Genomic DNA, 26,171 nt, shown 5'->3' on the forward strand with positions numbered 1-26,171 from the left:
GCTGATCGTGTCAGCCTTGTCGGGGAGTCAGGGTTTGATGCCGTGCGTGGCCAGCGCCACCCGCAGGTCTTCCTCGGCCTCCACGGAGGTCACGAACAACAGCTCGTCATCGCCCTCGAAGGGGTCGTCGGGCTGCGGCACGATCACTCGGCCGCCACGCAGAATCGTCACCAGGGCGGCGTCGCGCGGCAGGGTGAGCGTGCGGACCGGCTTGCCCGCCAAGGCGGTATCGCTGGGCAGGGTGATCTCGACCAGATTGGCTTGCCCCTGCCGCAGCGTCATCAACCGGACCAGATCGCCGACCGATACCGCCTCTTCCACCAGCGAGGCCAGCAGCCGCGGTGTCGACACCGCGACATCGATGCCCCAGGACGCGTCGAAGAGCCATTCGTTGCGCGGATCGTTGACCCGCGCCACCACCCGGCGCACGCCGAATTCGGTCTTGGCGAGCAGGCTGTGCACCAGATTCGCCTTATCGTCGCCGGTGGCGGCGATGACCACTTCGTAGGTCTGCAGACCGGCGTCCTCCAGTAGTGCGAGTTCGCACGCGTCGGCATGGACCCAGACGGCATCCGGGATGGCGGCGGGGTCGATGTGGTCGAGCTGGCGCTCGAGCAGCATCACCCGATGGCCGCCGCGCAATAGCTCCCTGGCTATCGATCGGCCGACGGCGCCGGCTCCGGCGATCGCCACTTTCATGTTCAGTCCTCGCTTGCTGGGGGCTTACCGGCCAAGGCGACGGCCTCGCCGACGGAGCCGGAGGTGGCTGCGACATAGACGATGTCGTCGGCTTGGACCACGGTCTTGCTCTCGGGGAGCAGGCCCTGACCGAACCGGATGATGAAGGCCACCCTGGCGCCCACATTGCTCTCCAGATCGCGCACGGTGCGCCCGTACCACTCCTCGTGCAGCGGCAACTGGGCTACCGCCACGGTGCCCGTCGGATCGCGCCAGGTGGTAGTGCCGCCGTCGCCGATCAGCGTGGTGAGGAAGCGGTCGGTGGTCCACGGCACGGTGGCGATGGTCGGGATGCCCAGGCGCTCGTAGACGGCGGCGCGTTTGGCATCGTAGATGCGCGCGACCACGCGCTGCACGCCGAACATTTCCCGGGCCACCCGCGCGGAGATGATGTTGGAGTTGTCGCCGGAGGAGACCGCGGCGAAGGCGTCGGCCCGCTCGATTCCCGCGCGGGTCAGCACATCCCGGTCGAAACCGACGCCGACCACCCGCTCGCCAGGAAAGTCTTCGCCGAGGCGCAGGAAGGCGCTGGGGTCCCGATCGATCACGGTGACCTCGTGGCCGACCCGGACCAGGGCGCGTGCCAGCGATGAGCCGACCCGTCCGCAACCCATGATCACTACGTACACCGCAACCTCGTTCCTGGAAACTGTGTTCAATTGGCGGCGCTCGCGGGCCCTACGTGGTTACGCAAGCTTCCTCCTCCGGCCCTGAGCTCACGCCGCAGGGCGTTCGGTTTGCTTACCTCGGCATCGAACCGTACCCGCCAGATGTTTCCATGGCCCAATTTCCCCTCCGCCCGTCAACCAAACATACGACGCGAACCGGCCGAGGGAGCGCTCCATCCTGCGGGGATCTATGCTCGCTCCAGTGTCCAAGTTGACGACGGCAGCCAAACGTGTGCTGCTGGGCAGGCCTTTCCGTAGCGATGCGCTGGGCCATACCCTGCTGCCGAAGCGAATCGCGCTTCCGGTGTTCGCCTCCGATGCGATGTCCTCGGTGGCCTACGCTCCGGAGGAAATCTTCCTCGTCCTTTCGGTGGCAGGTATTTCTGCCTACGTCTATGCGCCCTGGGTGGGTCTGGCCGTCGCATTCGTGATGGCGGTGGTGGTGGCCAGCTATCGGCAGAATGTGCACGCCTATCCCTCCGGCGGCGGTGACTACGAGGTCGCCACCACCAATCTCGGGCCCAATGCCGGGCTTACCGTCGGCAGTGCGCTGCTGGTCGATTATGTGCTCACGGTGGCGGTATCGATCTCCTCGGCGGCGTCGAATATCGGGTCGGCGATTCCGTTCGTCGCCACGCACAAGGTGTTGTTCGCGGTGGTCGCCATCGTGGTGCTGACATCGATCAATCTGCGCGGCATCCGGGAATCGGGTGTTGCCTTCGCGATTCCGACCTACGCCTTCATCGTCGGCATGTTCGCGATGCTCGGCTGGGGCCTGTTCCGCATCTTCGTACTCGGCGACGACCTGCGCGCCGAATCGGCCGGCTTCCAGCTCAATGCCGAGGACGAGCACCTATACGGACTCGCGTTCACATTCCTGATCGCGCGGGCGTTCTCCTCCGGCTGTGCCGCGCTGACCGGCGTGGAGGCGATCAGCAATGGCGTGCCCGCATTCCGGAAACCCAAGTCGCGCAATGCCGCGACCACGCTGCTGATGCTCGGCAGCATCGCGATCGCACTGCTGCTGGGCATTATCGTGCTGGCCCAGAAGATCGGGATCGTGTACGCGCACAACGAATCCGAGTTGATCGGCGCGCCCGCGGACTACCACCAGAAGACGCTGATCGCACAGCTGGCAGAGACCGTATTCCACGGCTTCCCGCTCGGCTTCTTCTTCATCACCACGGTGACCGCGCTGATCCTCGTGCTCGCGGCGAATACCGCGTTCAACGGCTTCCCGGTGCTGGGTTCGATTCTGGCGCAGGATCGTTACCTGCCGCGGCAGTTGCATACTCGCGGCGACCGGTTGGCGTTCAGCAACGGCATTCTGTTCCTCTCGGGCGCGGCCGTCGCATTCGTCGTGGTGTTCGGTGCCGAGGTGACCAAGCTCATCCAGCTCTACATCGTCGGGGTGTTCGTCTCGTTCGTGCTCAGCCAGACCGGCATGCTGCGACACTGGACCCGGCTGTTGCGCACCGAAACCGATCCCGCGCAGCGGGCGCGGATGAAGCGGTCCCGAGTGATCAACGCGATCGGGCTCAGCGCCACCGGGACGGTGCTGGTCATCGTGTTGATCACCAAGTTCTTCGCCGGTGCCTGGATCGCGATCTGCACCATGGTGTCGATCTTTATTGTGATGAAACTCATTCGGCGGCACTATGATTCGGTTTCCCGCGAACTCGATGAGCAGGAGTGGGACGGCGTGCTGCCGAGTCGGTCGCATTCGATTGTGCTGGTGTCCAAACTGCATCTGCCGACGCGCCGGGCGCTGGCCTACGCGCGCGCGACCCGCCCCGATACCTTGGAGGCGGTGACGGTGAACGTCGACGAGGCCGATACCAGGTCGCTGGTGCGGGAATGGGAGCGCAGCGATATCACGGTGCCGCTCAAGGTGATCGAATCGCCCTATCGCGAAATCACCAAGCCGGTATTGGATTACGTCAAGCGGGTGCGGCGCGATTCGCCGCGCGATGTGGTGACCGTATTCATTCCGGAATACGTTGTCGGACACTGGTGGGAGCAGATTCTGCACAACCAGAGCGCGTTGCGGCTCAAGGGCCGATTGCTGTTCGAGCCCGGAGTCATGGTGACGAGTGTGCCGTGGCAGTTGACGTCGTCCGCGAAGGCCAGGCAGGCGGGCGTGGTGAACGCCCCGGGTGCGGTGCGGCGTGGGTACGAGGACCGAGGGTGACCGACTGGCGTTCGAACACCTTCGAGGTCCGGCTCGGACCACCCGGGCACGGCGGGTTCTGTGTCGCCCGGCACGAGGGCCGGGTTGTGTTCGTACGACACGGGCTGCCTGATGAACTGGTTCGAGTGCGGGTCACCGAGGATCGCGGGGGTTCGTTCTGCCGGGCCGATGTGATCGAGATTCTGCAGGCATCCCCGGATCGCGTCCCCGCTACCTGCCCCGTCTCCGGTCCCGGTGGCGCGGGCTGCTGCGATTTTTCCTTCGCCACCCCCGCCGCGCAGCGGGCGCTGAAGGCGGCGGTGGTCGCGGAGCAGTTGCGCCGCATCGCCGGAATCGAACGCGATATCACCGTGGAGCCGATCGCCGGATATACGGCCGACGCCACCGGCGGTTGGCGCAGCCGCGTCCGGCTGGCCGTCGACGCCGCGGGCCGAGCCGGAGTGCACGGGTATCGCAGTACCGAGGTGATCGCCGATCTGCGCTGCCCCCAACCGGTTTCGGGCGCGATGGACGGTATCGCGGACCGAATGTGGACGCCCGGTGCGGATCTGGTGGTCGCGGTGGACGGCGACGGGATGCGGCACATCGTCGAGTTGGCTCCGTCGGCGGTTGCGGGACCAGCTGAGCATGGGGGTGAACGGCCCTCGGCGCGCGGTGAGGATCGGCGTGGCAGGCGGGAGACAGATCGGCGCGCGGGGAAACGTCGTACCGCCGAGCGGGGACCTGGGCCGCGTGCCGGTGCACGTGGACTCGGCGACGAACGGCGGCGGGCGGCGGCGCGGCGGGCGGCGACGCATGCGGCCCGGGACGAGTGGGTGATGGGAGGTAGCGGTCGGACGGTCGAATACGTGGCCGGGCGTCGGTGGGAGCTGGCGGCGACCGGGTTCTGGCAGGCGCATCGTGGTGCGGCGCAATGTTATTCGGATGTGGTCGCCGGGTGGGCCGGGCTCGGTCCCGGGGAGCGGGCGTGGGATCTGTACAGCGGCGTCGGGGTTTTCGCGGCCCGGTTGGCCGGACAGGTCGGTCGGACCGGTTCGGTGCTCGCGGTGGAATCGACGCGGTCCGCGGTCGCCGACGGCAATGCCGCGCTGCGCGATCTGTCCTGGTTGGACCTGCGCGCCCAGCGCGTCGAACACTGGCTGGCCGAACATGCCAGCAGCGCCGCCCCGGAGGTGGTCGTCCTGGATCCACCTCGCGCGGGCGCGGGCAAGGAGGTCGTCACCGCCGTGACCACCAGCGGCCCGTCGCGCATCATCCACATCGGTTGCGATCCGGCCTCATTCGCCCGCGACCTCGGCCTCTACCAATCGGCGGGCTACCACCTCGCCGATCTGCGCGCCTTCGATGCGTTCCCCGCCACCCATCATGTCGAATGCCTCGCCCTATTGGAGCGTTGAGACCTGTAACGCGCGCGGCTTAGAGTCGCACCATGACCGTGTACGTCGTCGCACAGCTGACGTTCACCGATCGCGCCGCCTACGATCGCTACCGTGCACGCTTCCTCGAGGTGTTCACCCGCTACTCCGGCACCCTGCTTGCCTCCGACGAATCCCCGCAGGTGATCGAGGGCGATTCGGATCGCGAGAAGGTCGTGCTGATGTCGTTCCCGGACGAGCCGTCGTTTCGTGAGTGGGCGGATTCCCCTGAGTACCAGGAGATCTCGAAGGACCGACATGCGGGCTCGGATACGGTGACGCTGCTGGTCAAGGGCATCGATCGGCGCTCGTGAAGGTCAGTCTTCGTACACCGGTGGCCGACGGTCGCGCCGCGCCCGGATGGCCTCGTCGAAATTCTCGGTGGTGAGGCGGACATAGAGCTGGGACATGCCCTCGTGCTGCATATGGGATTCGAAACCGCCTGCCTCCATACCGCTCCACAGCATGCGTTTGGTGAGCTCGGTGCCGACCCGGCTGAAACTGATGATCCGCTCGGCCAGGTCATAGCAGGTGTCGAGAAGTTCGGCGGTGGGCACGACGCGCGAGACGAGACCGATGCGTTCGGCCTCGACCGCGTCGACATCTCGCCCGGACAGCATGATTTCGAAGGCACGGGATGCGCCGATAGCGCGCGGCAGCAGATAGCTGATGCCCAATTCCGCTGAGGTGAGGCCGTTATTGATGCCCGCCGCACGAAAGTAGGCGTCCTCGCCCGCGATTCGGATATCGGCGGCGACGCTGAGACAGAATCCGCCGCCGATCGCCGCGCCGTTGATCGCGCCGATGACCGGTTGGTTCATTCGTCGCAGCGTGATCATCACATCGTTGAGCAGATCCATCGAGCGCCGCGCGACGCTCGTCTTGGTCAGGCCCTCGGTATTGGGAATCCGGCCCGCGTTCTGCAGATCCGCGCCGGAGCAGAAGCCGTCGCCCGCGCCGGTGAGCACCACGACTCGTACCTCGTTATCGGCGCTGACCGCTTCGAGGGCCTCGCGCAGCGGGATCATCACATCGAAGGCCATCGCGTTCATCCGTTCCGGCCGGTTGAGTGTGACCAGCGCGACCTGCGGTCGCGGTTTCTCGATGAGCACGAACGACATGCGGGACCCCTAATCAGACGCGATGAGGTCCTCACTATACCCAAGCAAGCGTTAGGTTAGCTGCAATCAGTCGAGCTGCCAGGTCGCGCGGATGGTCGCCGAGATTTCGGATTCGCCGAGTTCGACCGGAACGGGAGCGCCGCCGTACGACTCGTTCATCGGGGCCGACATGGCCATGAGTCGGGGTGTGGTGGGCGGGGTAGCGGTGGCGTTCTCGGTGATTTCGAGAACCGCGCCGAGGCTGCGCCGTGCGCGGCCCGCATACTGCTCGGCCTTGGCGAGCGCGTTGTCCCATGCGGCATCGCGGGCCCGGATGAGCAGGTTCTCCTGATCGGCGAAACCGAGATTGAGGCCGCCGAGACGGACATCGTCACCACCGGCCTCGACACAGTTGGCGATGATCGTGGCGGGGCCCGGATCAGCCGTTTCGCCGATTTCACGCAGCACGACGGTGAGGTCGGTGGTCGCGACGTAACCGGTGATCTTGGAGCCGCCGCCTTCGAGCCAGACGGTTTCGGTGCGCACCGACAGTCCGCTGGTGGCGATATCGGTGCCGGGAACGCCATCGGAGCGCAGTGAATCGGTGACGGCGGCGACGCGCTCGCCGGCCTGGCCGTAGGCGAGCGCGACCTTGCTGGCCCGGGTCTCGATGGAGATCGTGACGCGCATCAGATCCGCAGTAGCGCGGGCGCTGCCGGATCCGAAGGTGGTGACCATGCCAGCGGTGTCGTCGGACTTCTTCTTGCTCACGGCGCTCTCCTGACTTCCTCGGTTGCAGATGCAACGGTCGATGCTTCGGAAATGTCCCTCGGGACGGGTGAAACCGGTCGATAGCCGCCGCCGCGCACGGCGCTCGCGCGTACCGCCGCATCCATCTGCGCATACGCACCCGCGGCGAGGCGCTCGAGCACAGCGAGTTCCAGTTGCGGTGCCTGCTGGGTGAGCACGTCGAATCGTTCCGGCAGACACGCACAGAGTCGGGGCAGTACCGGAACGTGGTGTGGCGGCTCATCACCGGCGAGTGTGACACCGGCCACCGACAGCAACGGCGAACCCCGGGTGACCGACTGTGCCACACGATTCCGTCCCGCGTCCTCGGATACGCTCTAAGGTGACAGGCGAACTCGTCCGCCCGAGCGTGTCTGCGGATGGGCTGGCGATTCGTGTGGAGGCTCACACTTCCGCGCGAAGTCGGCTGGTGGCGGGGCAATGTCGTGCGGAGCCACTGGCGCGGCTCCGTAGACTGATCGGATCAGATGCGCTTTCCGGAGGGAGCGAGTTCAGGTGGGAGTGCTTTCCCGGGTCGATACGCCCGAAGACCTGCGACGGCTAGCCGTTGCCGAATTGGGTGAACTGGCAGAGGAGATTCGCCAGTTCCTGGTGCAGAAGGTCGCCGTCACCGGCGGGCACCTCGGCCCCAATCTCGGCGTGGTCGAGCTGACGATCGCACTACACCGGATCTTCGACTCGCCGGCCGATCCGTTGATCTTCGACACCGGGCATCAGGCCTACGTGCACAAGATCCTGACCGGTCGCAAGGATCAGTTCGACACGCTGCGCAAGCAGGGTGGGTTGTCCGGCTACCCGAGCCGGTCCGAGAGCGCCCACGACTGGGTCGAGTCCTCGCACGCCTCGGCCTCGCTGTCCTATGCCGACGGTCTGGCGAAGGCCTTCGCGCTGACCGGGCAGAACCGGCATGTGGTCGCGGTGGTCGGCGACGGCGCGCTCACCGGAGGTATGTGCTGGGAGGCGCTGAACAATATCGCCGCCGCACCGGACCGGCCCGTCGTCGTGGTGGTCAACGACAACGGGCGCTCCTACGCCCCGACCATCGGCGGTCTCGCCGACCGGTTGACCGCGCTGCGCACCCAGCCCGCCTATGAGCACGCGTTGGATGCGGGTAAGCGGATCCTCAAGAGCATTCCGCGCGTCGGTGAATCCGCGTACTCGATGGTGCATGCGGTGAAGGCCGGGATCAAGGATGCGGTGAGCCCGCAGGAGCTGTTCAGTGATCTCGGGCTGAAGTATGTCGGACCGGTGGACGGTCACGACACCGTCGCGTTGGAGGCGGCGCTGCGTCGGGCGAAGGATTTCGGCGGGCCCGTGGTCGTGCATGTGGTGACGCAGAAGGGGCGCGGCTACTCGCACGCCGAGAACCACGTCGCCGATCAGATGCACGCCTGCGATCCGATCGACCCGCTGACCGGACGCCCGCTGGGCGGCCCGAAGGCGCTCGGGTGGACGTCGGTGTTCTCGGAGGAGCTGATCGCGCAGGCGGAGAAGCGCGACGATATCGTCGCGATCACCGCGGCCATGCCCGGACCGACCGGTCTAGCGGCATTCGGGGAGCGCTTCCCGGAACGGATGTTCGATGTCGGCATCGCCGAACAGCACGCGATGGCCTCGGCGGCCGGACTCGCTCTCGGTGGCATGCATCCGGTGGTGGCGATCTACTCGACATTCCTCAACCGTGCGTTCGACCAGTTGCTGATGGATGTCGCGCTGCTGAAGCAGCCGGTTACCGTGGTGCTCGATCGTGCCGGGATCACCGGTCCGGACGGTGCCTCGCACAATGGTATGTGGGATCTGTCGGTGCTCGGCATCATTCCCGGCATGCGCGTCGCGGCCCCGCGTGATGCGGCGACGTTGCGTGAGGAGTTGGCCGAGGCGCTCGCGGTGAGCGACGGGCCGACCGCCATCCGCTTCCCGAAGGGCAGTGTGGCCGAGGATATTTCGGCCGTCGAGCGGCTCGATGGGGTCGATGTGCTGCGGCTGCCCGAGCGCGAGGGCGGCTCTGCTCGAGCTCAGCGCGGCGATGTGCTGCTGGTCGCGGTCGGGCCCTTCGCGTCGACCGCGGTCGCGATCGCGGATTTATTGGAACCGGAAGGTATTTCGGTCACTGTCATCGATCCGCGTTGGGTGCTGCCGGTTTCCGATACCGTCGTCAAGCTCGCCGAAAACTACCGTCTCGTGGTGACTTTGGAAGACGGCGGACTGCACGGCGGGATCGGGTCCACCGTTTCCGCTCGGTTGCGCGGTGCGGGTTTGGATGTGCCTACCCGTGATCTCGGTGTGCCGCAGCACTTCCTCGACCATGCGTCGCGCAATGAGGTGCACGAGGAGCTCGGTCTGACGGCTCCCGATATCGCCCGCCGCATCTCGGGCTGGCTCGACGCACGCTGAGCGCGCACGCCGCCCGGGGCCTGGGGCCGGGCGGCATGATTCGGTGCTTCGGCTGGTGATTGCGGGATCGCACGACGGGTCCTCGGTGCCGTTCCGTTTCGGCACGCTCTGGTCGCCATTTCATCGGCGATTGTCTGTCTGCGTCTGTGCGCGGGCGACTAACGCGTGGCGTTACGGCGATGGGATGCACGGACTTTCACGCGATTGCCGCAGACGTCCATGGAGCACCAGGTACGGCCGCGGTTGCGGGAATGGTCGTAGAAGGCCCAGCGGCAGCTCGGTTCTCGGCAGGTCTTGAGGCGTGACCAGGTGCCCGCCGCGACGGCGGTGGCGACGTCGGCGAGCAGGGTGGTCAGGGCGTGGTCGACCACGTCGTCGGTGTTGGGGACGAGGCGGGGTGGGGTGCTGGTCACGTCCAAACTCAGCGGTAGCGTCGCGGTGAGGGCGGCCAGTTCGGCGCGGGCCCTCGGGTTCAGGCCGTCCGGGCGCGGGCTGGTGACAGGTTCGGCATTGTTCGTGGCGAGCAGGGCACGCAGCCCCTCGCGGACACGGACGGCTCGCTCTTGTGCGGCCGTGTCGGCCGCGCCTATTGGCAGCAATTCGTGGGCGTGTAGCCAACTCGTCAATTCTTCGGGTGTCCCGATGGTGTCGCCGTCCGCGCGGCGGGTGTTGACGAATTCCACCAGACGAGCGAGCGCCGCAGGTGCGGCATCGACCATGTCGGACATGAAATCCATAATAACCGTCCATTGACGATGGCTAGTTACATAACTACCGTTTATCGAACAGTAGTTATCCGAGCGGGACTCCGCTCCGGCACAGGAGGATCAGTCATGGGATCGGTCGAGCGGGAGATCATCGTCGAGGCGCCTGCGGAGGAGTTGTGGAAGATCATCGGCGACTTCGCACAGGGCCCGATCCGAATGGCGCCCGGCTTCGTCACCGACAGCACCCTCGATGATCCGGACCTGCGCGTCGTCACCTTCGCGAACGGCACGGTGCTGCACGAACGGTTCATCGCACTCGACGAAACCGAACGCCGGATCGTGTTCTCCATCGTCGGCGGGAGCGTCACCCCGGCGCACGACAACTCGTCCATGCAGGTTTTCCCGCACGCCGACGGCAGCCGCTTCGTCTGGATCCACGACACCCTGCCGCACGAACTCGCCGACGCATTCGGGGCGTCCATGGAGCACGGCCTGCAGGTCTTCAAGCAGACCGTCGAGACTGCCGCCTCGACCTCGTCCTGAGAGCAGAGTTCGGTCGCCGCTCAGCCCGGGCGATCGACGTGTAGAGGAGCGCCGCGCGCGCCTGGAGCGCACGCCTGGGGGGTAATCCTTCGACTCGCGCGTCGACGACGCTCCGCGTGCACCGGGCGACGCGGCGTTCGAGGTGAGGGACACGGGCGTTGTCAGCGCCTGGCGAGCTGAATCGCCTCGATGATGGCCCGCCACCAACTAAGTCGTTGGCCTACTCGGGGGTCGGGGTAAGGGCGGCGGCGAGCCGGGGGACTGCGAGCTCGCGCTGCCAAGGCCGGGCGCCGCCCGACTTGAGGAACCCGTCGATCGCAGCGGATAGGTCGTCCGGATCGCCGACACGGTCGTAATCGGGGAGTCCGTCCCAGCACAAGCGGCGCACCAGGTCGGGGGAGACCAGATTTTCGACTGGAATCGCGTACTCGGTGGACAGTTCACCCATTGCCGCGCGCGCTCGAAGCAGTCGTGCGGCGGCGGCCGGATCGCGGCGCTCCCATCGGTTGACCGGCGGCGGACCCTCGAACGGTTGGGTCAGGGGTGGTAGATCGGTGTCGGGAAGGGTGCGGCCGCGGTCGACGGCGGCGAGCCAGTCGCGGGAATAGCGGCGTTGGCGTGGTCCGCCGAAGACCGGCAGGGTGCGCAGTTGGGCGATGGTGCGCGGTTCGGCATTCGCGGCGGCGATGATCGCGGCATCCGGGAGAATGCGGGCGGGTGCGACATCGCGGGTACGCGCGAGGGTATCCCTGGTGGTCCACAGTTCGCGCACAATGGCCAGTTGGCGGGTGCGGCGCAGGGTGTGGATGCCGGAGGTGCGCCGCCAGCGGTCGGCCTTGGGCGTGCCGGGTTCGGTGATCCGGACGTGTTCGAATTCCTGTGTGGCCCAGTCGGTCTTGTGCTGGGCCTCGAGCGAGGCGGCCACCTCGTCGCGCAGCTCGAGCAGCAATTCGACATCGAGTGCCGCGTAGTTCAGCCAATCGTCGGGCAGCGGCCGGGTCGACCAGTCGGCCGCGCCGTGACCCTTGCGCAGCGCCCGGCCGAGCAGTCGCTCCACCATGGCCGCCAGTCCGACGCGCTCGAATCCGGCCAGCCTGCCCCCCAATTCGGTGTCGAACAGGCGCGCGGGCCGCAGACCGAGTTCGGCGAGCCCGGGCAGATCCTGGTCCGCCGAATGCAGTACCCATTCCAGATCGTTGATCGCGGCAGCCAGCGGTTCGAGCGCGTCGGTGACCGGAATCGGATCGATCAGGAAGGTGCCCGCACCCGCCCGCCGCAATTGGATCAGGTATGCGCGCGCCGAATACCGGAAACCGGAGGCGCGTTCGGCATCGACGGCCAGCGGACCGGTCCCCGCTGCGAGCCGCGCGGCGGCATCGGCGACCTCATCGGCGGTGACGAGCACGGGCGGTACACCGTCAGCTGGCATGAGCAGCGGCTCTGCCGTGCTTTCTGGTGGCGTGTTGCTTTGCTCGGACTCGTCTGCTAACGACATAAACCTGAACTTTACGTGGCGATCAGGTGTGGTCGTTGCTGGTATACGACTCCGGTCGCAGATGAGTGATTCCGGCGGGCGGCAAACCGGCCGCGTAGGCCAGCACTTCGCAGAAGCCTTCCACATGCGGACGCATATCGGTGGTCATCGCGGTCCAGGAGGCGCGCAGCTCCAACTGGTGTGCGCGCGGGGGTCCGGCGATATCGCCGTAGCGCACCGAACTGGTGGAGGTGACGGTACCGCCGAGCGCGGTGAACGGCTCACCGCGGGTTTCGAGCGCGTCGACCAGCCAGCTCCAGGCGACCTCCGGCAGCAGTGGGTCGGTGGCCAATGCGGCATCGATATCGGCCTGGATGTAGGCGACCAAGCGGAAGATGCCGTGCCAGGCCTCGGCGCCATCGGGATCGTGCAGCAGGATCAGCCTGCCGAAGGCATCGCCCTCGGAATCGACCGGCACCACATTCGTTTCGGGGTGTTTGACTTCCGCGCCTAGTGCGTAGGAAAACGGTGCCAGGCGTTGTGGCGGTCGGATCGGTGCCAGCTCGATTCGAGGATGCACGGTTGCGGTGCCCATCGCATCGACCGCGGCGCGAAATTGAGCTGGCTCGCCGTTGGGTCCTTCGGTCGGTGCGGCTCCGTCGCGGAAGTCGAGCGGTGTCACGGAAGCGACGGTAGACCTTGCGTGCCCGGCGCAGTCGGAGGCGCGCCGCTAGATGGCCTTGCGGGCCGCATACGATAGGCGGTGATGAGCACTCATACCCGTCGCCGGTTGACCGATGCCCCGTTCCTGGCCGCCGCCACCGGCGCCGCACCGAGCCGTCGTCCGGTGTGGTTCATGCGGCAGGCCGGACGGTCGCTGCCCGAGTACCGCGAACTGCGCAAGGGCATCGGCATGCTGGAGTCGTGCTTCGATCCGGAGCTGGTGTGTGAGATCACCATGCAGCCGATCCGGCGCCACGGTGTCGATGCGGCGATCTTGTTCTCCGACATCGTCGTTCCGCTGAAGGCCGCCGGTATCGATCTCGATATCGTGGCTGGCGTCGGACCGGTGATCGCCGCGCCGGTGCGCACCATCGCGGATGTGCTCGCACTGCCGCGGCTGCGGCCCGAAGAGGTGGGCGCCGTGACCGACGGGGTGCGGCTGCTGACCGACGCGCTCGGCGACACGCCGCTGATCGGATTCGCCGGTGCGCCGTTCACGCTCGCGTCGTATCTGGTCGAGGGTGGGCCGAGTAAGAACCACGAGCGCACCAAGGCGATGATGCACGCCGACCCGGCGACCTGGCACGAGTTGCTCGGCGTTCTCACCGATATCACCATCGCCTTCCTGCAGGCGCAGTTGGCCGCCGGTGTGGACGCGGTGCAATTGTTCGATTCCTGGGCCGGTGCGCTCTCGCTGGCCGACTATCGCGAATTTGTGCTGCCGCATTCGGAGCGGGTGTTCGCGGAGGTCGCCGAGGCCGGTGTCCCGCGGATCCACTTCGGGGTCGGGACCGGTGAGTTGCTCGGTGCGATGGGGGAGGCGGGCGCCGATGTCGTCGGCGTCGATTGGCGGGTGCCGCTGACCGAGGCGGTGCGCCGGGTTGGACCCGGAAAAGCGTTGCAGGGCAACCTGGATCCCGCCGTGCTATTCGCCGGATCCGCCGCCGTCGAGGCTGAAGCGCGGCGCATAGCGCACGAGGCGGACGAGGCGATCACCATGGGTGCGGCGGGTCACATCTTCAACCTCGGACACGGTGTGCTGCCCGATACCGATCCGGGCGTGCTGAGCGCCCTGGTGCAACTCGTCCACGAGCTGTGACCGACCGGTCGGCCTGTGCCGCTGGGTAGGAGTCCGGTGGTCGAGAAGATCGCGGGTCGGGTCGCCGTTCTCGCGCCGCGACTCGGTTCGACCCGCCTGGTAGCGGTGGACGGGCCGGCTGGAGCTGGAAAGTCAACGTTCGCAGCGTCTTTGGCGGCACTGTGCGATGCCCAGGTGGTACACGCCGACGACTTCGCGGCCGGAAACAACGAACTCCCCTGGTGGCCGCGGCTCGAACAGCAGGTGCTGGTGCCGATCGCCCAGGGCCGAGTCGGTCGATATCAGCGATACGACTGGAACAAGCGGGATTTGGCCGAATGGCACGATGTCAGGCCCGGGGGAGTGCTCATTCTCGAAGGTGTCTCCTCGGCTCGCGCTGTCGTCCGCGATCGGCTATCGCTCGCGGTATGGATCGACACCCCGCGCGCGGTGCGCCTGGCGCGCGGTCTCGAACGCGACGGCGCGCACACCCTGCCCTTGTGGGAGCAGTGGATGGCCGCCGAAGACGCCCATTTCGCCACCGAACACACACGCGACCATGTGGACCTGATCATCCCCGGTGCGCCTTGACCCCCCGTAAACGAATGACGTAACGGACGCGTCGCGCGGACAGCGCCTTATGTGCGGCCGTAAATGGCTGTGCAACAGTGCAATTCCGGAGGTTGGCTAGGGCTTGCGCTGTCCGATCACCACGTCGAGCAGGGCGGCGGCTTCGATGGCGAGCATGTCGACGGCATCGCCGTGTCCGGCGAGTTTGCGCAGCAGCGCCTGTTGGAATAAACCGTCGAAGATGGCGTAGGCCGTGGCGGAGGGGACCAGGAGCGGTCGACCCGACAGTTCGGCGAAGCGGTCGACGACGTTGCGGATCATCTCCTCGCGATGGCCGTCGATTTCGAGCACGTCATCGCGGAAGGACTCCTCGAACAGACTCTGGTTGCGCAAGTCGTACCAGAGCCGGTGCAGTAGCGCGTCGGCGTCCAGCGTGGCCGCCATCGCGGCGCCGAAGTCGTGCCGGAGCTGCTCGGCCGTTGTCGCGGCGGCGACGATGTCGTCGTAACGGGTGACGCACACCTGCTCGTACTGCCGCACCGCGTGGGTGATCAGTTCGACCTTGTCGTTGAAGTAGTAGTGCAGCACCCCGTGGGTGAACTCGGATTTCTGCGCGATCTCGCGCAGGCTGGTCCGGGCGTAGCCGAGTTCGGCGAGGGTATGCAGCGCGGCGGCGGCCAGCTGTGCGCGCCGCTCGCCGAACTTGTCGACCTGCCGGCGCGCGATGCGAGCCCGCCTGGACTCGACGATTTCGGTCATCGTGGCTTCTCTCCGTCACCGCTCATGTGAATTCGCCCAGTGTATCGCGGTATCGGGAACGGGCGACCAGCTGGTTTGACGGTCGTGCAAGAAAAGCTTGACGACTGTCAAAAAAATTCTTGACGGTTGTCAAGGATGGGCGCACACTGTGATCCACGTCGCATCCGATCAGTCGAATGCGAAAGCCGAATGGACGATCTCGAGGAAGAGGTGGGCGGATGAGTGGGTACGACCTGACCGGGCGCACGGCCCTGGTAACCGGTGGTGCGCGAGGGCTCGGCGCGGGTATGGCCGAGGCGCTGGCCCGCGCCGGAGCGGCGGTCGCGATCGGCGATGTGCGCGAGGATCTGGGCAAAGACACGGTTGAGGCGTTGCGGGCCAGCGGCGCGACGGCTGAATTCGTGCCGCTCGATATCACCGACGACGCGCACTGGGCCCAGGCGGTCACCGATACCGTCGCCACGCTCGGCGGTCTGGACATCGTGGTGAACAACGCCGGTGTCGAAATCACCAGCCTCATAGTCGATCTCGACCCGGAAGAAGTGCGCCGGATGCTCGAGGTGAATGTGCTCGGCACCGCGCTGGGCATCAAGCACGCGTTGCGCGCGATGCGCCCCGGCGGCGCGGCGGGCCGCGGCGGCGCCATCGTGAATATCGCCTCGGTCGCCGCGACCATCGCCTTTCCCGGCATATCGGTGTACTCGGCGACCAAGTCCGCAGTGGATCGGCTCACCAGGGTCGCGGCGATGGAGTCCGGGAAACTCGGCTACGGCGTGCGCGTGAACTGCGTGTACCCGGGACTCGTGCCGACCGAGATGGGTGCCCGGCTGGCCGACGATGTCGCTCGGATCGGCTTGTTCCCCAGTGCCGAAGCGGCTGTCGGCGCGGTCATCGAACAGACACCGCAGGGGCGGCTGGGCGAGGTCACCGATATGGCCGACGCGGTGGTGTTCCTCGCCTCCGATGCCGCGCGCTTCATCACCGGTGCTGGTCTGCCGGTCGATGGCGGCATGGGCATGTGAGCACCGATGACAACGAAAGGTTCGAGATCCCATGAGCACCGATAAGCCCGTCGTCGTCTACGGCGCATCCGGATACACCGGCCGACTGGTCTGTGAGTACCTCCGCGAATTCAATATTCCGTTCGTTGCCGCGGGCCGGGACAAGACCCGGCTGCAGGAGGCGATCGACAAGATTCCCGGCATCGACACCGTGGCGCATGAGGTTGTCGAGGTCGCGCACGAGGTCGCACCCTTGAGCGAGCTGTTTCGTGGCGCCGCGGTTGTCTGCAATACCGTCGGGCCGTTCGCGCAGTACGGCCACGAGGTGGTGCAGGCCTGCGTGGCCGCGGGGACCCACTACCTCGACACCACCGGCGAACAGGATTGGCTGATCGACTGCGATGAGCAATACGGCGCCGAGATGGCCGCGCGAGGGCTGCTGCTCGCGCCGGGCGTCGCGCAGATGTACACCACCGGTGAGATCGCCGCGAACATCTGCTTGGAAACACCCGGTCTGGACACCCTCGATATCCAGGTCTTCTGGAAGGGATTCCCGACGGTCGCGTCCACGAAGACGATCCTGGTCAATGCCGCACTGTCCAAGGCCTACTACCTCGAACAGAACCAGTATGTGGAGTGGCCCGCGGACGGTGGACTCTACGATGTGGTCGTGCCCGGTCAGCATGAGATCGGGCTCGCATTGCCCTGGGGCGGCACCTCCCATCCGGTGTGGTTCAAACGCGATCCGCGGGTCGCGAATGTGAAGGTGCTCGGCGGTGTATTCAATCGGCCGTTGATGCAGGGCGTGCCGCAGATCGTGCAGGCGGTCGTCGAACAGGTAAAAGACCTTCCGGTGCAGGAGAAATACCGTGTCCTTGCCGAACAGGCCGCACTGGTTCGCGACGAGATGCCGCCGCGGGAGAATCCGCGCATCAACACCTCGCTCGATTCCGTGCACGCGTCCGGACCGCTGGGGCGTGCCCACTGCGTGATCCACGGGAATTGCAACTACAAGCAGACCGGTGTGCTGCAGGCGTTCGCCGCGAACGCGCTGCTGCAGACCGCACCGATGCGAACCGGGTTCGCATCGGCGTGCCAGGCCTTCGGCCATCGGGAGCTGTTGGGGGTGCTGCGCGGTTTCGGGCTGGTCGGTGAACCGGTACTGAACGTGCACCGCTGATCAGGGCCTCGGGCCGCGGGGGAATTTGCCCCCCGTGGCCCGAATTAGCCATTTCCACAACAGCTTCCATAGAGGATTGCCGTGCGTTTGACCGACTATCTCGACAAGGGCGCCTCGCTCGGCGCCACTGCGCCCTGCCTGACCATGAACGGGCACACGTTGACCTATGCGCAGGTGCAACAGTTGTCGTGGCGCATCGCCCGGGCACTGGCGCGATCCGGTATCCGGCCCGGTGAACGGGTCGCGATCCTGTCAGCGAACGACACACTGGCCTTCGCCTGCGTTTTCGGCATCGCGCGCGCCGGTGCGGTGTGGTGTCCGATCAATCCGCGCAACGAGGCGGCGGAGAATCACGAACTGCTCGACCTCTTCGACTGCACCTGCCTGATATTCCAATCCGCCTTCGCGCCACTGGTATCCGCCGTCGCACCGCGCCTACCCGGGCTGCGGACACTGGTCTGTTTGGACGGAAATGCCTCCGACGCATCATCTTTCGACGACTGGGTGCGGGAATGTCCTGATGATCCGTGGCAGGTCGAGCCGCTCGATGAACTCGCCATGCTTGTCGGCACCGGTGGCACGACCGGACGGCCGAAGGGGGTCCGGCTCACCGGCCACAATATCGAGACGATGACCGCACTGACCCTGATGAGTTATCCGTTCGAACCCCGGCCCCGCTACCTGGCACTGGCACCCCTGACCCACGCGGCGGGCGTGCTGTGCTTTCCGATCCTGACCCTCGGCGGTGAGATCGTGGTGATGCCCGCCCCAGATCTCGGTGAATTCCTCACACTGATCGAACGACACCGGATCACCCACACCTTCCTGCCTCCGACACTCATCTACATGCTGCTGGATCATCCGGCTCTGTCGGAAGCCGATCTCGGCTCGCTGCAGTGTCTTTGGTACGGCGCTGCGCCGATGTCGACCGCCCGGCTGGCGGCGGCGCTGGATCGGATCGGACCGGTCATGGGGCAGCTGTTCGGGCAGTCCGAAGCGCCCATGATGGTTGCCACGCTGGCGCCGAAAGAACACTTCCGTCCCGACGGCTCGATCGCCACCGAACGACTGTCATCGGCCGGACGGCCGACCCCGCTCACCCAGGTGGCCATCATGGCCGCCGATGGTCAGCTGCTTGCCGCGGGGGAGCGCGGCGAAATCGTGGTCAGGGGTCCGCTGGTAATGGCCGGGTACCACAAGAATCCGGATGCGACCGCCGAGGTGTCGCGGTACGACTGGCATCACACTGGGGACATCGGCTACCTCGATGCCGACAACTACCTCTATATCGTCGACCGCGCCAAAGACATGATCATCACCGGGGGATTCAATGTGTACTCCGCCGAGGTCGAGCAGGCGCTGCTGACTCATCCAGCGGTCCAGGACTGCGCGGTTATCGGACTTCCGGACGATAAGTGGGGCGAGCGGGTCACCGCCGTCGTGCAATTGCATCTCGGCCATACCGTGACCGTCGAAGAACTGCGCGAGCACACCAAGGCGCGCCTCGGTGGGGTGAAAACTCCTAAACAGGTGGAGATCTGGCCCGATCTGCCGCGCTCGAAAATCGGCAAGGTGCTCAAGCCGGAGATCCGGGCGCAGCTGCGCGGCGACCGTTGAAAACACCCCTCCTGGGTCCCGACCGTGTGCGCGGTCACGAAGGTGAGGGGTGTGGACGGTGCGAATCCGCGGAAGGGCTACGGTCGCGACATGAGAATCGCGGTGGTCGGTGGCGGGATCAGCGGACTTGTCGCGGCGTACCGATTACGGGGGCTGCTGGGGGCGCAGGCGGAGATCGTGGTCATCGATCGGGGCGCGCGATTGGGTGGCATTCTCTATACCGGCGAATTGGCCGGGGAGCCTTTGGATCTCGGGGCCGAGGCGTTCGTCGGGCGGCGGCCGGAGATGCCCGCATTGCTGCGCGAGCTCGGTCTGGAGTCGCAGTTGGTGGTGCCCGCGGGGCTGCGTCCGCTGGTCTGGGCGCAGGGGAGCGCGCATCCGCTGCCGGAACGCACACTGATGGGCATTCCGTCGGATGCCGAGTCGATGCGCGGGTTGGTCGATGCCGAGACGCTCGAGCGGATCGATGCGGAGGCGCGCCGGCCGCTGGCCTGGTACCCGGACGCCGATATCGACGTCTACAGCCTGGTCGCCGACCGGTTCGGTGCGCAGGTCGCCGAACGCAGCGTCGATCCGCTGCTCGGTGGCGTCTATGCGGGCAGTTCGCGGTCCATCGGGGTGCGCGCCGCACTGCCGACCCTGGCCGCCGCACTCGACGATGGTGCGTCGAGCCTCACTCAGGCGGTGGCCGCCGCCATGCCGCCGCCCTCGAACGCGCCGGTTTTCGGCGGCCTTCGCGACGGCTATCGGGTGCTCCTCGACGCGTTGGCCACCAAGTCCGAGGCGAAATTCGTCACCGCGACCTCGGCCAGCCATCTGATCCGCGCGACCCACGGCTGGGTACTGGAACCGATCGGCGCGGTCGACGCGGTGGTGCTCGCTACCCCCGCTCCGGTGACCGCGAACCTGCTGCGCCCCTTCGCGCCCGGCGCCGCAGCAGCTGCCGCGGGTGTCGAGCTGTCCTCGTCCGTCGTTGTGGCCCTTGCCCTCCCACGTGACACCGCGCTGCCGCAGAACTCCGGCGTTCTGGTCGCCACCGGAGAACCCTTGCGTGCCAAGGCCTTCACATTGTCGAGCCGTAAGTGGACCCACCTCGCTGAACGCGAAACCGCCGCCGTCCGAGCCTCATTCGGCAAATTCGGCGACGACTCCTCCCAGACCTGGTCCGACGCCGACCTGATCGCAGCCGCCACCGAAGACCTCGCCACCGTCACCGGGGCCGCCATCGAACCGATCTCCGCCGTGGTGCAACGCTGGCCGGGCGGCCTCGCCCAATACGCTCCCGGCCACCTCGACCGCATAGCCGAAATCGAATCCACCACAGCCGATTTCGATGGCCTCGCGATAGCAGGCGCCTACCTCCACGGCGTCGGCGTCCCTGCCTGCGTAGCCTCCGGCACCGCCGCCGCCCATCGCATAGCCACCACTTTGACCCATACCACCAGACCCTGATCGGGTCCCGCGACACCGCGAATTGCCGCCACGCGATAGCAATGACGGATACCGGAATGTAGACCGGTGTGGCCGGCCGGGATAGCCGACCATGTGATGTGCATCCCGTCGGATGGTGACGGTTCCGGTATCCCCGGCATTGTCGGTGGGTCAAAAACCGCACCGTATCGCGTAATTAAGGACACCATCGCCGTGGCAGCGGTTGCTCGCCGGTGGCGGCGGGTTCATGCAGCTCTCACGGTTCACCGATATCGGCCTGCGGGCCATCATGCGGTTGGCGGTGAGTGACGAGGCGGCCGGCCGTACGAACAGGAAATCGAGGGCGCGCACCTCGGAATGCTCGACTTGTCGCGGGTTGCGCTGCCTGCCGACGCCGATATCTACGTCTGCGGCGGTACCGGATTCCTGCAGGCGGTCCGCGCCCAGGTTGCTCGCCGCGGCCGTACCCGAGGAACGTGTTCACATCGAACAGTTCACCCCGACCGACTGGCGACTGGACACCGGCCCGATGCGGGCAGTCTGCTCGCGCCGCAAACACGGCGCGAGCACCCGCGCTGGGACCGGCCCGCGCGGATACCCTGATCCGCCGCAGTGGCACGATAGGAATCATGGCGCGACTCGACTATCAAGCACTCAATTCCACCATCCGCTACCTGATGTTCTCGGTGTTCCAGGTGCAGCCGGGGGTGCTCGGGGACGACCGTGAGGCCGCCATCAAGGAGGCGCGGGCATTCTTCGATGGGCTCGCCGAGCGCGAGGTCGTGGTGCGCGGAATCTACGACGTCGCGGGGATGCGCGCCGATGCCGACTTCATGATCTGGTCGCATGCCGAGCGGGTCGAGGATCTGCAGTCGGTGTACGCGGATTTCCGGCGCACCACCGAACTGGGCCGGGCCAGCGCGCCGGTCTGGAGCAATGTGGCGCTGCATCGGCCCGCCGAATTCAACAAGAGCCACGTTCCGGCGTTCCTGGCCGGTGAGGATCCGGGCAACTACATCTGCGTCTACCCGTTCGTGCGCTCCTACGAGTGGTACCTGCTGCCCGACGACGAGCGCCGCAAGATGCTCGCCGACCATGGCAAGGCCGCACGCGGCTACCCGGATGTGCGCGCCAACACCGTCAGCTCCTTCGCTCTCGGCGACTACGAATGGATCCTTGCCTTCGAGGCCCCGGAACTGCACCGCATCGTCGACCTCATGCGAGACCTGCGTGCCACCGAGGCCCGCCTGCACGTGCGCGAAGAGGTGCCCTTCTTCACCGGCCCTCGCGTCGAAATCGAAAAACTCATCGCCGCGCTGCCCTGATTCACCAACCGTTCGCGCATGCCCCAGTTTTTCGGGGCATGCGCAACAAGCCGGTCGGTCTGTATATTTCGCTCAGCGCCGCGTTCGTTCTACTCCGCTGCACTGCCCGAGGGGTGCAGTTGCAGGGCGATGGAGTTGATGCAATAGCGCTTATCGGTGGGCGTGTTGTATCCCTCGCCCTCGAAGACGTGGCCGAGGTGGCTGTGGCAATTCGCGCACAGCACTTCGACCCGGTGCATGCCCAGTGTGTCGTCGGAACGCAGAATTACCGCCTCCGACTTCGCCGGGTCGAAGAACGACGGCCAACCGCAATGGGAATCGAATTTCTGGGTGCTGCGGAACAATTCGGCCCCGCACGCCCGGCACACATAAACACCCTCGGTCTTGTTGTCGGTGTACTCGCCGGTGAACGGACGTTCGGTCGCGGCCTGTCGCAGCACCGCGTACTCCTCCGGATTCAGCTTGGCCTTCCACTCCTGTGGGGTCAGCTGGATCCGGGGTGCGGGCAGGGACGTGTCGGCGTCAGAACTCATTGCTCCACGCTAATAGGTTTTCGACGCCTGCGCCGACTGCCTCATCGCTACTTGAGTGCACTCGCCCGCGGTTCATCGAGCAATTCGCTGCCGTTCGTCGCCTTGTCGGGAGTGTTTTCGTATGCCGTCGCCGGCTCGGCCACCCGCGGCGCGTCCTCGGCGGCATCCCGCGAATCCGGTGCCGAGCGCATCCACTCCGGATCGATTCCGAACGGCAGCCGACCTTCCCGTCGCGCCGCCAGATACCGATCGACCAGCACACACGCGATGACGATCAGCAGCAGACCCCAGCCGAAAGTGATCCGCAGATACTCCAGGTTGCGCCCGAAGCCCTGCCAGCGGTCCGAGAGCCACTTGTCGTAGGACATGAATCCGAAGACCGCCAGCCACGCCGGCCAGTTCCGCATCACCGAATTGCGCAGCACCACCGACATCAGCAGCGGGAACAGCATCATCGAGTAGTACATCTGCCCCAGTGAGGACAGCAGGAAGAACGCGGTCATCAGCACACCGGAGCAGGTCGTCACGAAGAACAGTTCGTCCTCGCGGTAGTAGCGATACAGCAACCACAGCGTGATGGCGACGACGATGCCCATAATGATCCGGATACCCCAGGTCAGCCACAGCGGCAGACCGTAATACGCCGCATTGCCGACAATCGCGCTGTTGAAGTAGTCCCGGGATTCGAAGAGGTAGCGCGCGGTACGGGTGAAGAACTTGTCCGCGTCCTTCGACAGCGGCCAGGCGATCGCGGTGAGCGCCACCGGGACCCCGATAGCGGTGTAGAACACCTTCCACTGCCCGCGCGCCGCCGCGATCAGCACGAGTGGTGCGAGCGTCGGTTTCACCGCGATACTCAAACCCAATATCGCACCGGCCCACAGATCCCGTCGCGCGAGCAGCAGCATGATGAACGCCACCTCGGCCAGCAGTACGCATCCGTTCACATTGGTGAAAACCAGTGTGTTGATCACGGTTTCGGAGCTGAACATCGCCAGCAACAGCACTGGCGCGGCCACCGACGACAGCGTGAACTTGAACAGCTTGAGCAGCAGATACCAGGCCACGATGATGGCGGCGGCATTGAGCAGGATGAAGCACCAGCGCGACTTCTCCGGGTCGATCAGCGCCAGGGGCGCGATCAGCAGCGTGCCGCTCGGGGGATACAGGTAGTGCGGATCCACCAGGTTGTAATTCGCCGTGTACACCGGTTGGTGGTTGAGGAAGGCCAGCGACGCGTTGTAGACCGGTTTGAAGTCATCGGTGATGAACCCGTTGACTGCCTTGATGAAGATCCGGTTGAGCACAGTCATGACCGCGAGGGGCCAGAGTGCGAACTTGATCACCTCGGCGGTGGTGCGAGCGGTGCGAGGCTCGAGCTGTCGAAGTAACACTGGGGCACGGTACACCGGATCCGTATACGACGGTTGCCGGGACCTACCTGGCGCGCCGACATTAGGGGAAATGACCGTGCCTCGCTGGCGCTTTGCTCCGTTATTCCCCTAAGGGCTGTGCCTTTTGATTCGCTCGCTTATGCGGGGCAAGCAGTGCCATCCGCAGGTAGCTTGGCGTCCTTCAGATAGTCGGTGAGAGCCCGTTGCGCACAACCGGAATGGGCGAAAACCGGATGTCCCCACCCCTGCCAGGTGATGGCGGCCTTGCGCGCACCCGCGGCGCCGAGCGCACCGGTCACCGAGGCTTGACCGCCGTCGCCGACCAGTGGATCCGCGACCCCGCCGAGGACGAGAACCGGCAGGTCCAGCTTCTCCGGCAGCGGCGGCGCGGCACTGACCGGCCAGGCAACGCACTCCATCATCCCGATCGCGGCGGACCTGCCGAAGACCGGATATTTGGTGCCCCATGTGTCGGCGAGCTCCTTGGCCTTGGTGGGGCTCGGTGGCAGCTGGTTATCGGTGCAGCGGTTGACGAACTGACCGTCGGCCGCGGTGGCGGCGCTTTCGCGCTGGATCAGTGTCCCGAGCGAGCCGCGATCGCCGCGCCCGGCGGCCGAGAGCGCGTCGGCGAGTTCGGTGATATGCGCGGACTGGTCGCGCGGACCGGCGAGGAAGCCGGACAACGCGGTCAGCAGCGCACTCGCGGAGATATCGCCGAGTCCGCCGCTGCTGGCTTTGCGCACCAGATCGATTATCGCCGCTCGCGGGTCGGCGCCGAGTGAGCAGTTGACTCCTGTGCATCGCTGGGCGAATGCGGTAACCGCCGCCTCCGCGCCCTGGACGCGCTGTTCGGTGCGAGTGACGGCATCGGCCCCCACGGCCTCCGGCGAGTCCAGCACCAGACGCGCCAGATGGTCGCCGAATTTCCGCGCGTAGCTGAGCGCGACCTTCGCGCCGTTGCCCGATCCGAGCAGGTCGATCCGATCGACCTGCCACTGCCTGCGCAACTGCTCGATGTCGTCGGCGGCGTGCGGTGCGTCGAAGGTGCCCTCATAGGGCTGCAGGAAGTCGCGGCAGGCGATGGTGGCGTCCTGGCTGAATCCGGTCACCGCTTCGACGGGATCGCTTGCGCCCGGCCCGAATTGCCCGTTATCGGCCAGGCCGCGGCGGGCCTCCACGGTCATACAGTCGATCGGTTGCGAGGTACCGAGGCCGCGCCGATCCACCGCGACGATCGGGCGACTGGCCAGCAGCCCACCGCCCGCGCCGACGGCGATTCCGGCCAGTGTCGCGGTGGAGGAGCGGTCCGAGCCGGAGGTAATGACCAGCGGCGCGACATCGGTCGGGGTCTGCGGCAGCCGGGCCCGCATGGCGCCGGTGCGGAAGTTGCCGAGCACACCGCCGGTCGAATCGATCGGGGTGGTGTATTCGGCGCAGTCCAGGACCAGGCCGGACGGCGCGGGACCGAGGCCGAGTAGGTCGAGCGTGGGCGTGGTGCAATCGCGCCAGGTCAGATCGGTTTTGGGGACACCGGCATCCGGTGGCGGTGCGATGACCGTGGTCGGGTGCGGACCCGCCCCGCCCTGCGGCGCGCGCTCGACGGCGACGCCGGGGCGATCGGAAGGTCCCGCACCGCATCCGGCGATCATGATCGAGAGTGTCGATGCCAGCACGACGGCCCGAGTCCAGCGCATGCGCTACAGCCTGCCAGGTTCGTGCGGGTTGTTCATGAACGGGTCCAGCGGGTCAGCATGGTGCCGTCGTCGTCGAGCAGGATATGCCTGCGCACCATCGGTACCCGGAACTCGTGTGCGGACAATGAGATTCGGCGCGCGGTGCCGCCCACCAGGATCGGCGCGGTGGTGATGCACAGTTCGTCGACCACATCCGCCTCCAGCAGCTCACCGAACAGATGCGGGCCACCCTCGCACAGCACACGCCGCAGTCCGAGGTCGGTGAGTGTGTTGATCAGGCCCTGCGGGGTGATCGCGACACCGCCCGCCTCGATGACATGCGCGCCCGCATCGGCGAGCTGTTGTTTGCGATCCTCCGGTGCGGTGCTGGTCGTTATGATCAGCGTCGGAATTTTGGTCTCGGTGAACAGCCGCGCGCCCGGCTCCAGCGAAGCGCTCGCGGTGACCACGGCGATCGGTGGCGGTGCGCCGTCGCGATGTCCGCCGATGCCGCGGTCGTACAGTGCCCGCCGGAAGACGGGGTCGGTCGCGGCGCCGCCGTAGTTCTCCGCCCGCGCGGTGCCCGCGCCGATCACGATCACATCGGCCAATTGACGCAGCAGCATGAAGACGGTTTTGTCGGCGGGGGTCCCGAGGCCCTCGGAGACATTGTCGCTGGTGGCGGAGCCATCGATGCTGGAGACGAAATTGGCGCGGATCCAAGGGGCCTGGAGTTCGGTGGGGTAGGCGTACAGGTCGGCGAGCTCGTCCCGGCTCAGTCCTGTGAGCTGGATCGCATTGTGGATACGCTGCATGAACAAAGATCACACCACGTCATTAGGCTTCC

Annotated in this window: 25 protein-coding genes; 12 read left to right on the forward strand and 13 right to left on the reverse strand. The window is 66.4% G+C overall.

What is annotated here, in order from left to right; translation table 11 throughout:
• Positions 1 to 27 precede the first annotated feature (27 nt).
• Positions 28 to 699: a TrkA family potassium uptake protein gene (locus tag AB0J47_RS03075; protein ID WP_364339893.1), complete on the reverse strand. Its 672-nt coding sequence runs from the start codon at positions 697 to 699 to the stop codon at positions 28 to 30.
• Positions 700 to 701: 2 nt separating this feature from the next.
• The gene (locus AB0J47_RS03080; protein WP_364339895.1) at positions 702 to 1,367 is read right to left on the reverse strand and encodes a TrkA family potassium uptake protein; all 666 of its coding nucleotides are present in this window, start codon (positions 1,365 to 1,367) and stop codon (positions 702 to 704) included.
• A gap of 241 nt (positions 1,368 to 1,608) precedes the next feature.
• Here AB0J47_RS03080 and AB0J47_RS03085 point away from each other — a divergent pair, with 241 nt between their 5' ends.
• The 3 genes from AB0J47_RS03085 to AB0J47_RS03095 are packed head-to-tail and all read left to right on the forward strand — an operon-like array spanning position 1,609 to position 5,326.
• The gene (locus AB0J47_RS03085; protein WP_364339897.1) at positions 1,609 to 3,597 is read left to right on the forward strand and encodes an APC family permease; all 1,989 of its coding nucleotides are present in this window, start codon (positions 1,609 to 1,611) and stop codon (positions 3,595 to 3,597) included.
• Positions 3,594 to 4,994 (forward strand): TRAM domain-containing protein, encoded by a 1,401-nt coding sequence (locus AB0J47_RS03090; RefSeq protein ID WP_364339899.1) that lies wholly within the window; start codon positions 3,594 to 3,596, stop codon positions 4,992 to 4,994. Before AB0J47_RS03085 ends, AB0J47_RS03090 begins: the two co-directional genes overlap by 4 nt.
• Before the next feature lie 32 nt (positions 4,995 to 5,026).
• On the forward strand, positions 5,027 to 5,326 hold the full coding sequence (locus AB0J47_RS03095; RefSeq protein ID WP_364339901.1) for a DUF1330 domain-containing protein: 300 nt from the start codon (positions 5,027 to 5,029) through the stop codon (positions 5,324 to 5,326).
• A 3-nt stretch (positions 5,327 to 5,329) separates the two neighbouring features.
• Here the strand turns inward: AB0J47_RS03095 and AB0J47_RS03100 are convergent, their stop codons facing one another.
• The 3 genes from AB0J47_RS03100 to AB0J47_RS03110 form a co-directional block, all read right to left on the reverse strand.
• Positions 5,330 to 6,133: an enoyl-CoA hydratase gene (locus AB0J47_RS03100; RefSeq protein ID WP_364339903.1), complete on the reverse strand. Its 804-nt coding sequence runs from the start codon at positions 6,131 to 6,133 to the stop codon at positions 5,330 to 5,332.
• 66 nt (positions 6,134 to 6,199) lie between these two features.
• Complete coding sequence (locus tag AB0J47_RS03105; protein ID WP_364339905.1) at positions 6,200 to 6,883, reverse strand: SIMPL domain-containing protein; 684 nt, start codon at positions 6,881 to 6,883, stop codon at positions 6,200 to 6,202.
• A complete protein-coding gene (locus AB0J47_RS03110; RefSeq protein WP_364339907.1) occupies positions 6,880 to 7,209 on the reverse strand; it encodes a hypothetical protein in 330 nt (109 codons plus the stop codon). Before AB0J47_RS03110 ends, AB0J47_RS03105 begins: the two co-directional genes overlap by 4 nt.
• Before the next feature lie 208 nt (positions 7,210 to 7,417).
• On the opposite strand from AB0J47_RS03110, the gene dxs reads away from it, so the two are divergent.
• On the forward strand, positions 7,418 to 9,316 hold the full coding sequence (dxs, locus tag AB0J47_RS03115; protein ID WP_364339909.1) for a 1-deoxy-D-xylulose-5-phosphate synthase: 1,899 nt from the start codon (positions 7,418 to 7,420) through the stop codon (positions 9,314 to 9,316).
• A gap of 158 nt (positions 9,317 to 9,474) precedes the next feature.
• On the opposite strand, the gene AB0J47_RS03120 is transcribed toward dxs, so the two are convergent.
• Positions 9,475 to 10,044, reverse strand: coding sequence for a CGNR zinc finger domain-containing protein (locus AB0J47_RS03120; RefSeq protein WP_364339912.1), 570 nt, complete (start codon positions 10,042 to 10,044; stop codon positions 9,475 to 9,477).
• 105 nt (positions 10,045 to 10,149) lie between these two features.
• Here AB0J47_RS03120 and AB0J47_RS03125 point away from each other — a divergent pair, with 105 nt between their 5' ends.
• On the forward strand, positions 10,150 to 10,566 hold the full coding sequence (locus AB0J47_RS03125) for an SRPBCC family protein (RefSeq protein ID WP_364339914.1): 417 nt from the start codon (positions 10,150 to 10,152) through the stop codon (positions 10,564 to 10,566).
• A gap of 220 nt (positions 10,567 to 10,786) precedes the next feature.
• Here AB0J47_RS03125 and AB0J47_RS03130 read toward each other — a convergent pair whose 3' ends face one another.
• The gene (locus AB0J47_RS03130) at positions 10,787 to 12,061 is read right to left on the reverse strand and encodes a ribonuclease D (RefSeq protein ID WP_364339915.1); all 1,275 of its coding nucleotides are present in this window, start codon (positions 12,059 to 12,061) and stop codon (positions 10,787 to 10,789) included.
• 22 nt (positions 12,062 to 12,083) lie between these two features.
• Positions 12,084 to 12,635 (reverse strand): DUF3000 domain-containing protein, encoded by a 552-nt coding sequence (locus AB0J47_RS03135; protein WP_364340696.1) that lies wholly within the window; start codon positions 12,633 to 12,635, stop codon positions 12,084 to 12,086.
• Positions 12,636 to 12,806: 171 nt separating this feature from the next.
• Between AB0J47_RS03135 and hemE the strand changes: the two genes are divergently transcribed.
• Entirely contained in the window at positions 12,807 to 13,862 is a 1,056-nt protein-coding gene (gene hemE, locus AB0J47_RS03140) for a uroporphyrinogen decarboxylase (RefSeq protein WP_364339917.1), read from the forward strand.
• A 36-nt stretch (positions 13,863 to 13,898) separates the two neighbouring features.
• On the forward strand, positions 13,899 to 14,432 hold the full coding sequence (locus AB0J47_RS03145; protein WP_364339919.1) for an aminodeoxychorismate synthase: 534 nt from the start codon (positions 13,899 to 13,901) through the stop codon (positions 14,430 to 14,432).
• A gap of 96 nt (positions 14,433 to 14,528) precedes the next feature.
• Here the strand turns inward: AB0J47_RS03145 and AB0J47_RS03150 are convergent, their stop codons facing one another.
• The gene (locus AB0J47_RS03150) at positions 14,529 to 15,170 is read right to left on the reverse strand and encodes a TetR/AcrR family transcriptional regulator (RefSeq protein WP_364339921.1); all 642 of its coding nucleotides are present in this window, start codon (positions 15,168 to 15,170) and stop codon (positions 14,529 to 14,531) included.
• A gap of 218 nt (positions 15,171 to 15,388) precedes the next feature.
• On the opposite strand from AB0J47_RS03150, the gene AB0J47_RS03155 reads away from it, so the two are divergent.
• The 5 genes from AB0J47_RS03155 (at position 15,389) to hemQ (ending at position 21,724) form a co-directional block, all read left to right on the forward strand.
• Complete coding sequence (locus tag AB0J47_RS03155; protein ID WP_364339923.1) at positions 15,389 to 16,192, forward strand: SDR family NAD(P)-dependent oxidoreductase; 804 nt, start codon at positions 15,389 to 15,391, stop codon at positions 16,190 to 16,192.
• Positions 16,193 to 16,223: 31 nt separating this feature from the next.
• Positions 16,224 to 17,351 carry a DUF5938 domain-containing protein gene (locus AB0J47_RS03160; RefSeq protein ID WP_364339925.1) on the forward strand — a complete coding sequence of 376 codons (1,128 nt, stop codon included), beginning with the start codon at positions 16,224 to 16,226 and terminating at the stop codon, positions 17,349 to 17,351.
• Between the two features lie 81 nt (positions 17,352 to 17,432).
• Positions 17,433 to 18,968, forward strand: a complete 1,536-nt coding sequence (locus AB0J47_RS03165; RefSeq protein WP_364339927.1) for a long-chain fatty acid--CoA ligase — start codon at positions 17,433 to 17,435, stop codon at positions 18,966 to 18,968.
• A gap of 90 nt (positions 18,969 to 19,058) precedes the next feature.
• Complete coding sequence (locus tag AB0J47_RS03170; protein ID WP_364339929.1) at positions 19,059 to 20,420, forward strand: protoporphyrinogen oxidase; 1,362 nt, start codon at positions 19,059 to 19,061, stop codon at positions 20,418 to 20,420.
• Positions 20,421 to 21,028: 608 nt separating this feature from the next.
• Positions 21,029 to 21,724, forward strand: coding sequence for a hydrogen peroxide-dependent heme synthase (gene hemQ, locus AB0J47_RS03175; protein ID WP_364339931.1), 696 nt, complete (start codon positions 21,029 to 21,031; stop codon positions 21,722 to 21,724).
• A gap of 89 nt (positions 21,725 to 21,813) precedes the next feature.
• On the opposite strand, the gene msrB is transcribed toward hemQ, so the two are convergent.
• From msrB to AB0J47_RS03195, 4 genes are all read right to left on the reverse strand, one after another.
• On the reverse strand, positions 21,814 to 22,257 hold the full coding sequence (gene msrB, locus AB0J47_RS03180) for a peptide-methionine (R)-S-oxide reductase MsrB (protein WP_364339933.1): 444 nt from the start codon (positions 22,255 to 22,257) through the stop codon (positions 21,814 to 21,816).
• 47 nt (positions 22,258 to 22,304) lie between these two features.
• Positions 22,305 to 23,651, reverse strand: coding sequence for a glycosyltransferase family 87 protein (locus AB0J47_RS03185; RefSeq protein WP_364339935.1), 1,347 nt, complete (start codon positions 23,649 to 23,651; stop codon positions 22,305 to 22,307).
• Positions 23,652 to 23,788: 137 nt separating this feature from the next.
• Positions 23,789 to 25,345: an alpha/beta hydrolase gene (locus AB0J47_RS03190; RefSeq protein WP_364339937.1), complete on the reverse strand. Its 1,557-nt coding sequence runs from the start codon at positions 25,343 to 25,345 to the stop codon at positions 23,789 to 23,791.
• Positions 25,346 to 25,377: 32 nt separating this feature from the next.
• On the reverse strand, positions 25,378 to 26,139 hold the full coding sequence (locus tag AB0J47_RS03195; RefSeq protein ID WP_364339939.1) for a pyrimidine reductase family protein: 762 nt from the start codon (positions 26,137 to 26,139) through the stop codon (positions 25,378 to 25,380).
• Between the last annotated feature and the right edge of the window lie 32 nt (positions 26,140 to 26,171).

Source organism: Nocardia sp. NPDC049737, assembly GCF_040674755.1.
Lineage (GTDB): Bacteria > Actinomycetota > Actinomycetes > Mycobacteriales > Mycobacteriaceae > Nocardia.

What these genes read in the sequence shown, in the direction of transcription:
- AB0J47_RS03195 (WP_364339939.1), bottom strand. Translation starts at nt 26,139, where the DNA reads ATGCAGCGTATCCACAATGCGATCCAGCTCACAGGACTGAGCCGGGAC.
- AB0J47_RS03130 (WP_364339915.1), bottom strand. Translation starts at nt 12,061, where the DNA reads ATGTCGTTAGCAGACGAGTCCGAGCAAAGCAACACGCCACCAGAAAGC.
- hemE (WP_364339917.1), top strand. Translation starts at nt 12,807, where the DNA reads ATGAGCACTCATACCCGTCGCCGGTTGACCGATGCCCCGTTCCTGGCC.
- AB0J47_RS03170 (WP_364339929.1), top strand. Translation starts at nt 19,059, where the DNA reads ATGAGAATCGCGGTGGTCGGTGGCGGGATCAGCGGACTTGTCGCGGCG.
- AB0J47_RS03160 (WP_364339925.1), top strand. Translation starts at nt 16,224, where the DNA reads ATGAGCACCGATAAGCCCGTCGTCGTCTACGGCGCATCCGGATACACC.
- AB0J47_RS03150 (WP_364339921.1), bottom strand. Translation starts at nt 15,170, where the DNA reads ATGACCGAAATCGTCGAGTCCAGGCGGGCTCGCATCGCGCGCCGGCAG.
- msrB (WP_364339933.1), bottom strand. Translation starts at nt 22,257, where the DNA reads ATGAGTTCTGACGCCGACACGTCCCTGCCCGCACCCCGGATCCAGCTG.
- hemQ (WP_364339931.1), top strand. Translation starts at nt 21,029, where the DNA reads ATGGCGCGACTCGACTATCAAGCACTCAATTCCACCATCCGCTACCTG.
- AB0J47_RS03190 (WP_364339937.1), bottom strand. Translation starts at nt 25,345, where the DNA reads ATGCGCTGGACTCGGGCCGTCGTGCTGGCATCGACACTCTCGATCATG.
- AB0J47_RS03135 (WP_364340696.1), bottom strand. Translation starts at nt 12,635, where the DNA reads ATGGGCACCGCAACCGTGCATCCTCGAATCGAGCTGGCACCGATCCGA.
- AB0J47_RS03120 (WP_364339912.1), bottom strand. Translation starts at nt 10,044, where the DNA reads ATGTCCGACATGGTCGATGCCGCACCTGCGGCGCTCGCTCGTCTGGTG.
- AB0J47_RS03100 (WP_364339903.1), bottom strand. Translation starts at nt 6,133, where the DNA reads ATGTCGTTCGTGCTCATCGAGAAACCGCGACCGCAGGTCGCGCTGGTC.
- AB0J47_RS03125 (WP_364339914.1), top strand. Translation starts at nt 10,150, where the DNA reads ATGGGATCGGTCGAGCGGGAGATCATCGTCGAGGCGCCTGCGGAGGAG.
- AB0J47_RS03075 (WP_364339893.1), bottom strand. Translation starts at nt 699, where the DNA reads ATGAAAGTGGCGATCGCCGGAGCCGGCGCCGTCGGCCGATCGATAGCC.
- AB0J47_RS03095 (WP_364339901.1), top strand. Translation starts at nt 5,027, where the DNA reads ATGACCGTGTACGTCGTCGCACAGCTGACGTTCACCGATCGCGCCGCC.
- AB0J47_RS03155 (WP_364339923.1), top strand. Translation starts at nt 15,389, where the DNA reads ATGAGTGGGTACGACCTGACCGGGCGCACGGCCCTGGTAACCGGTGGT.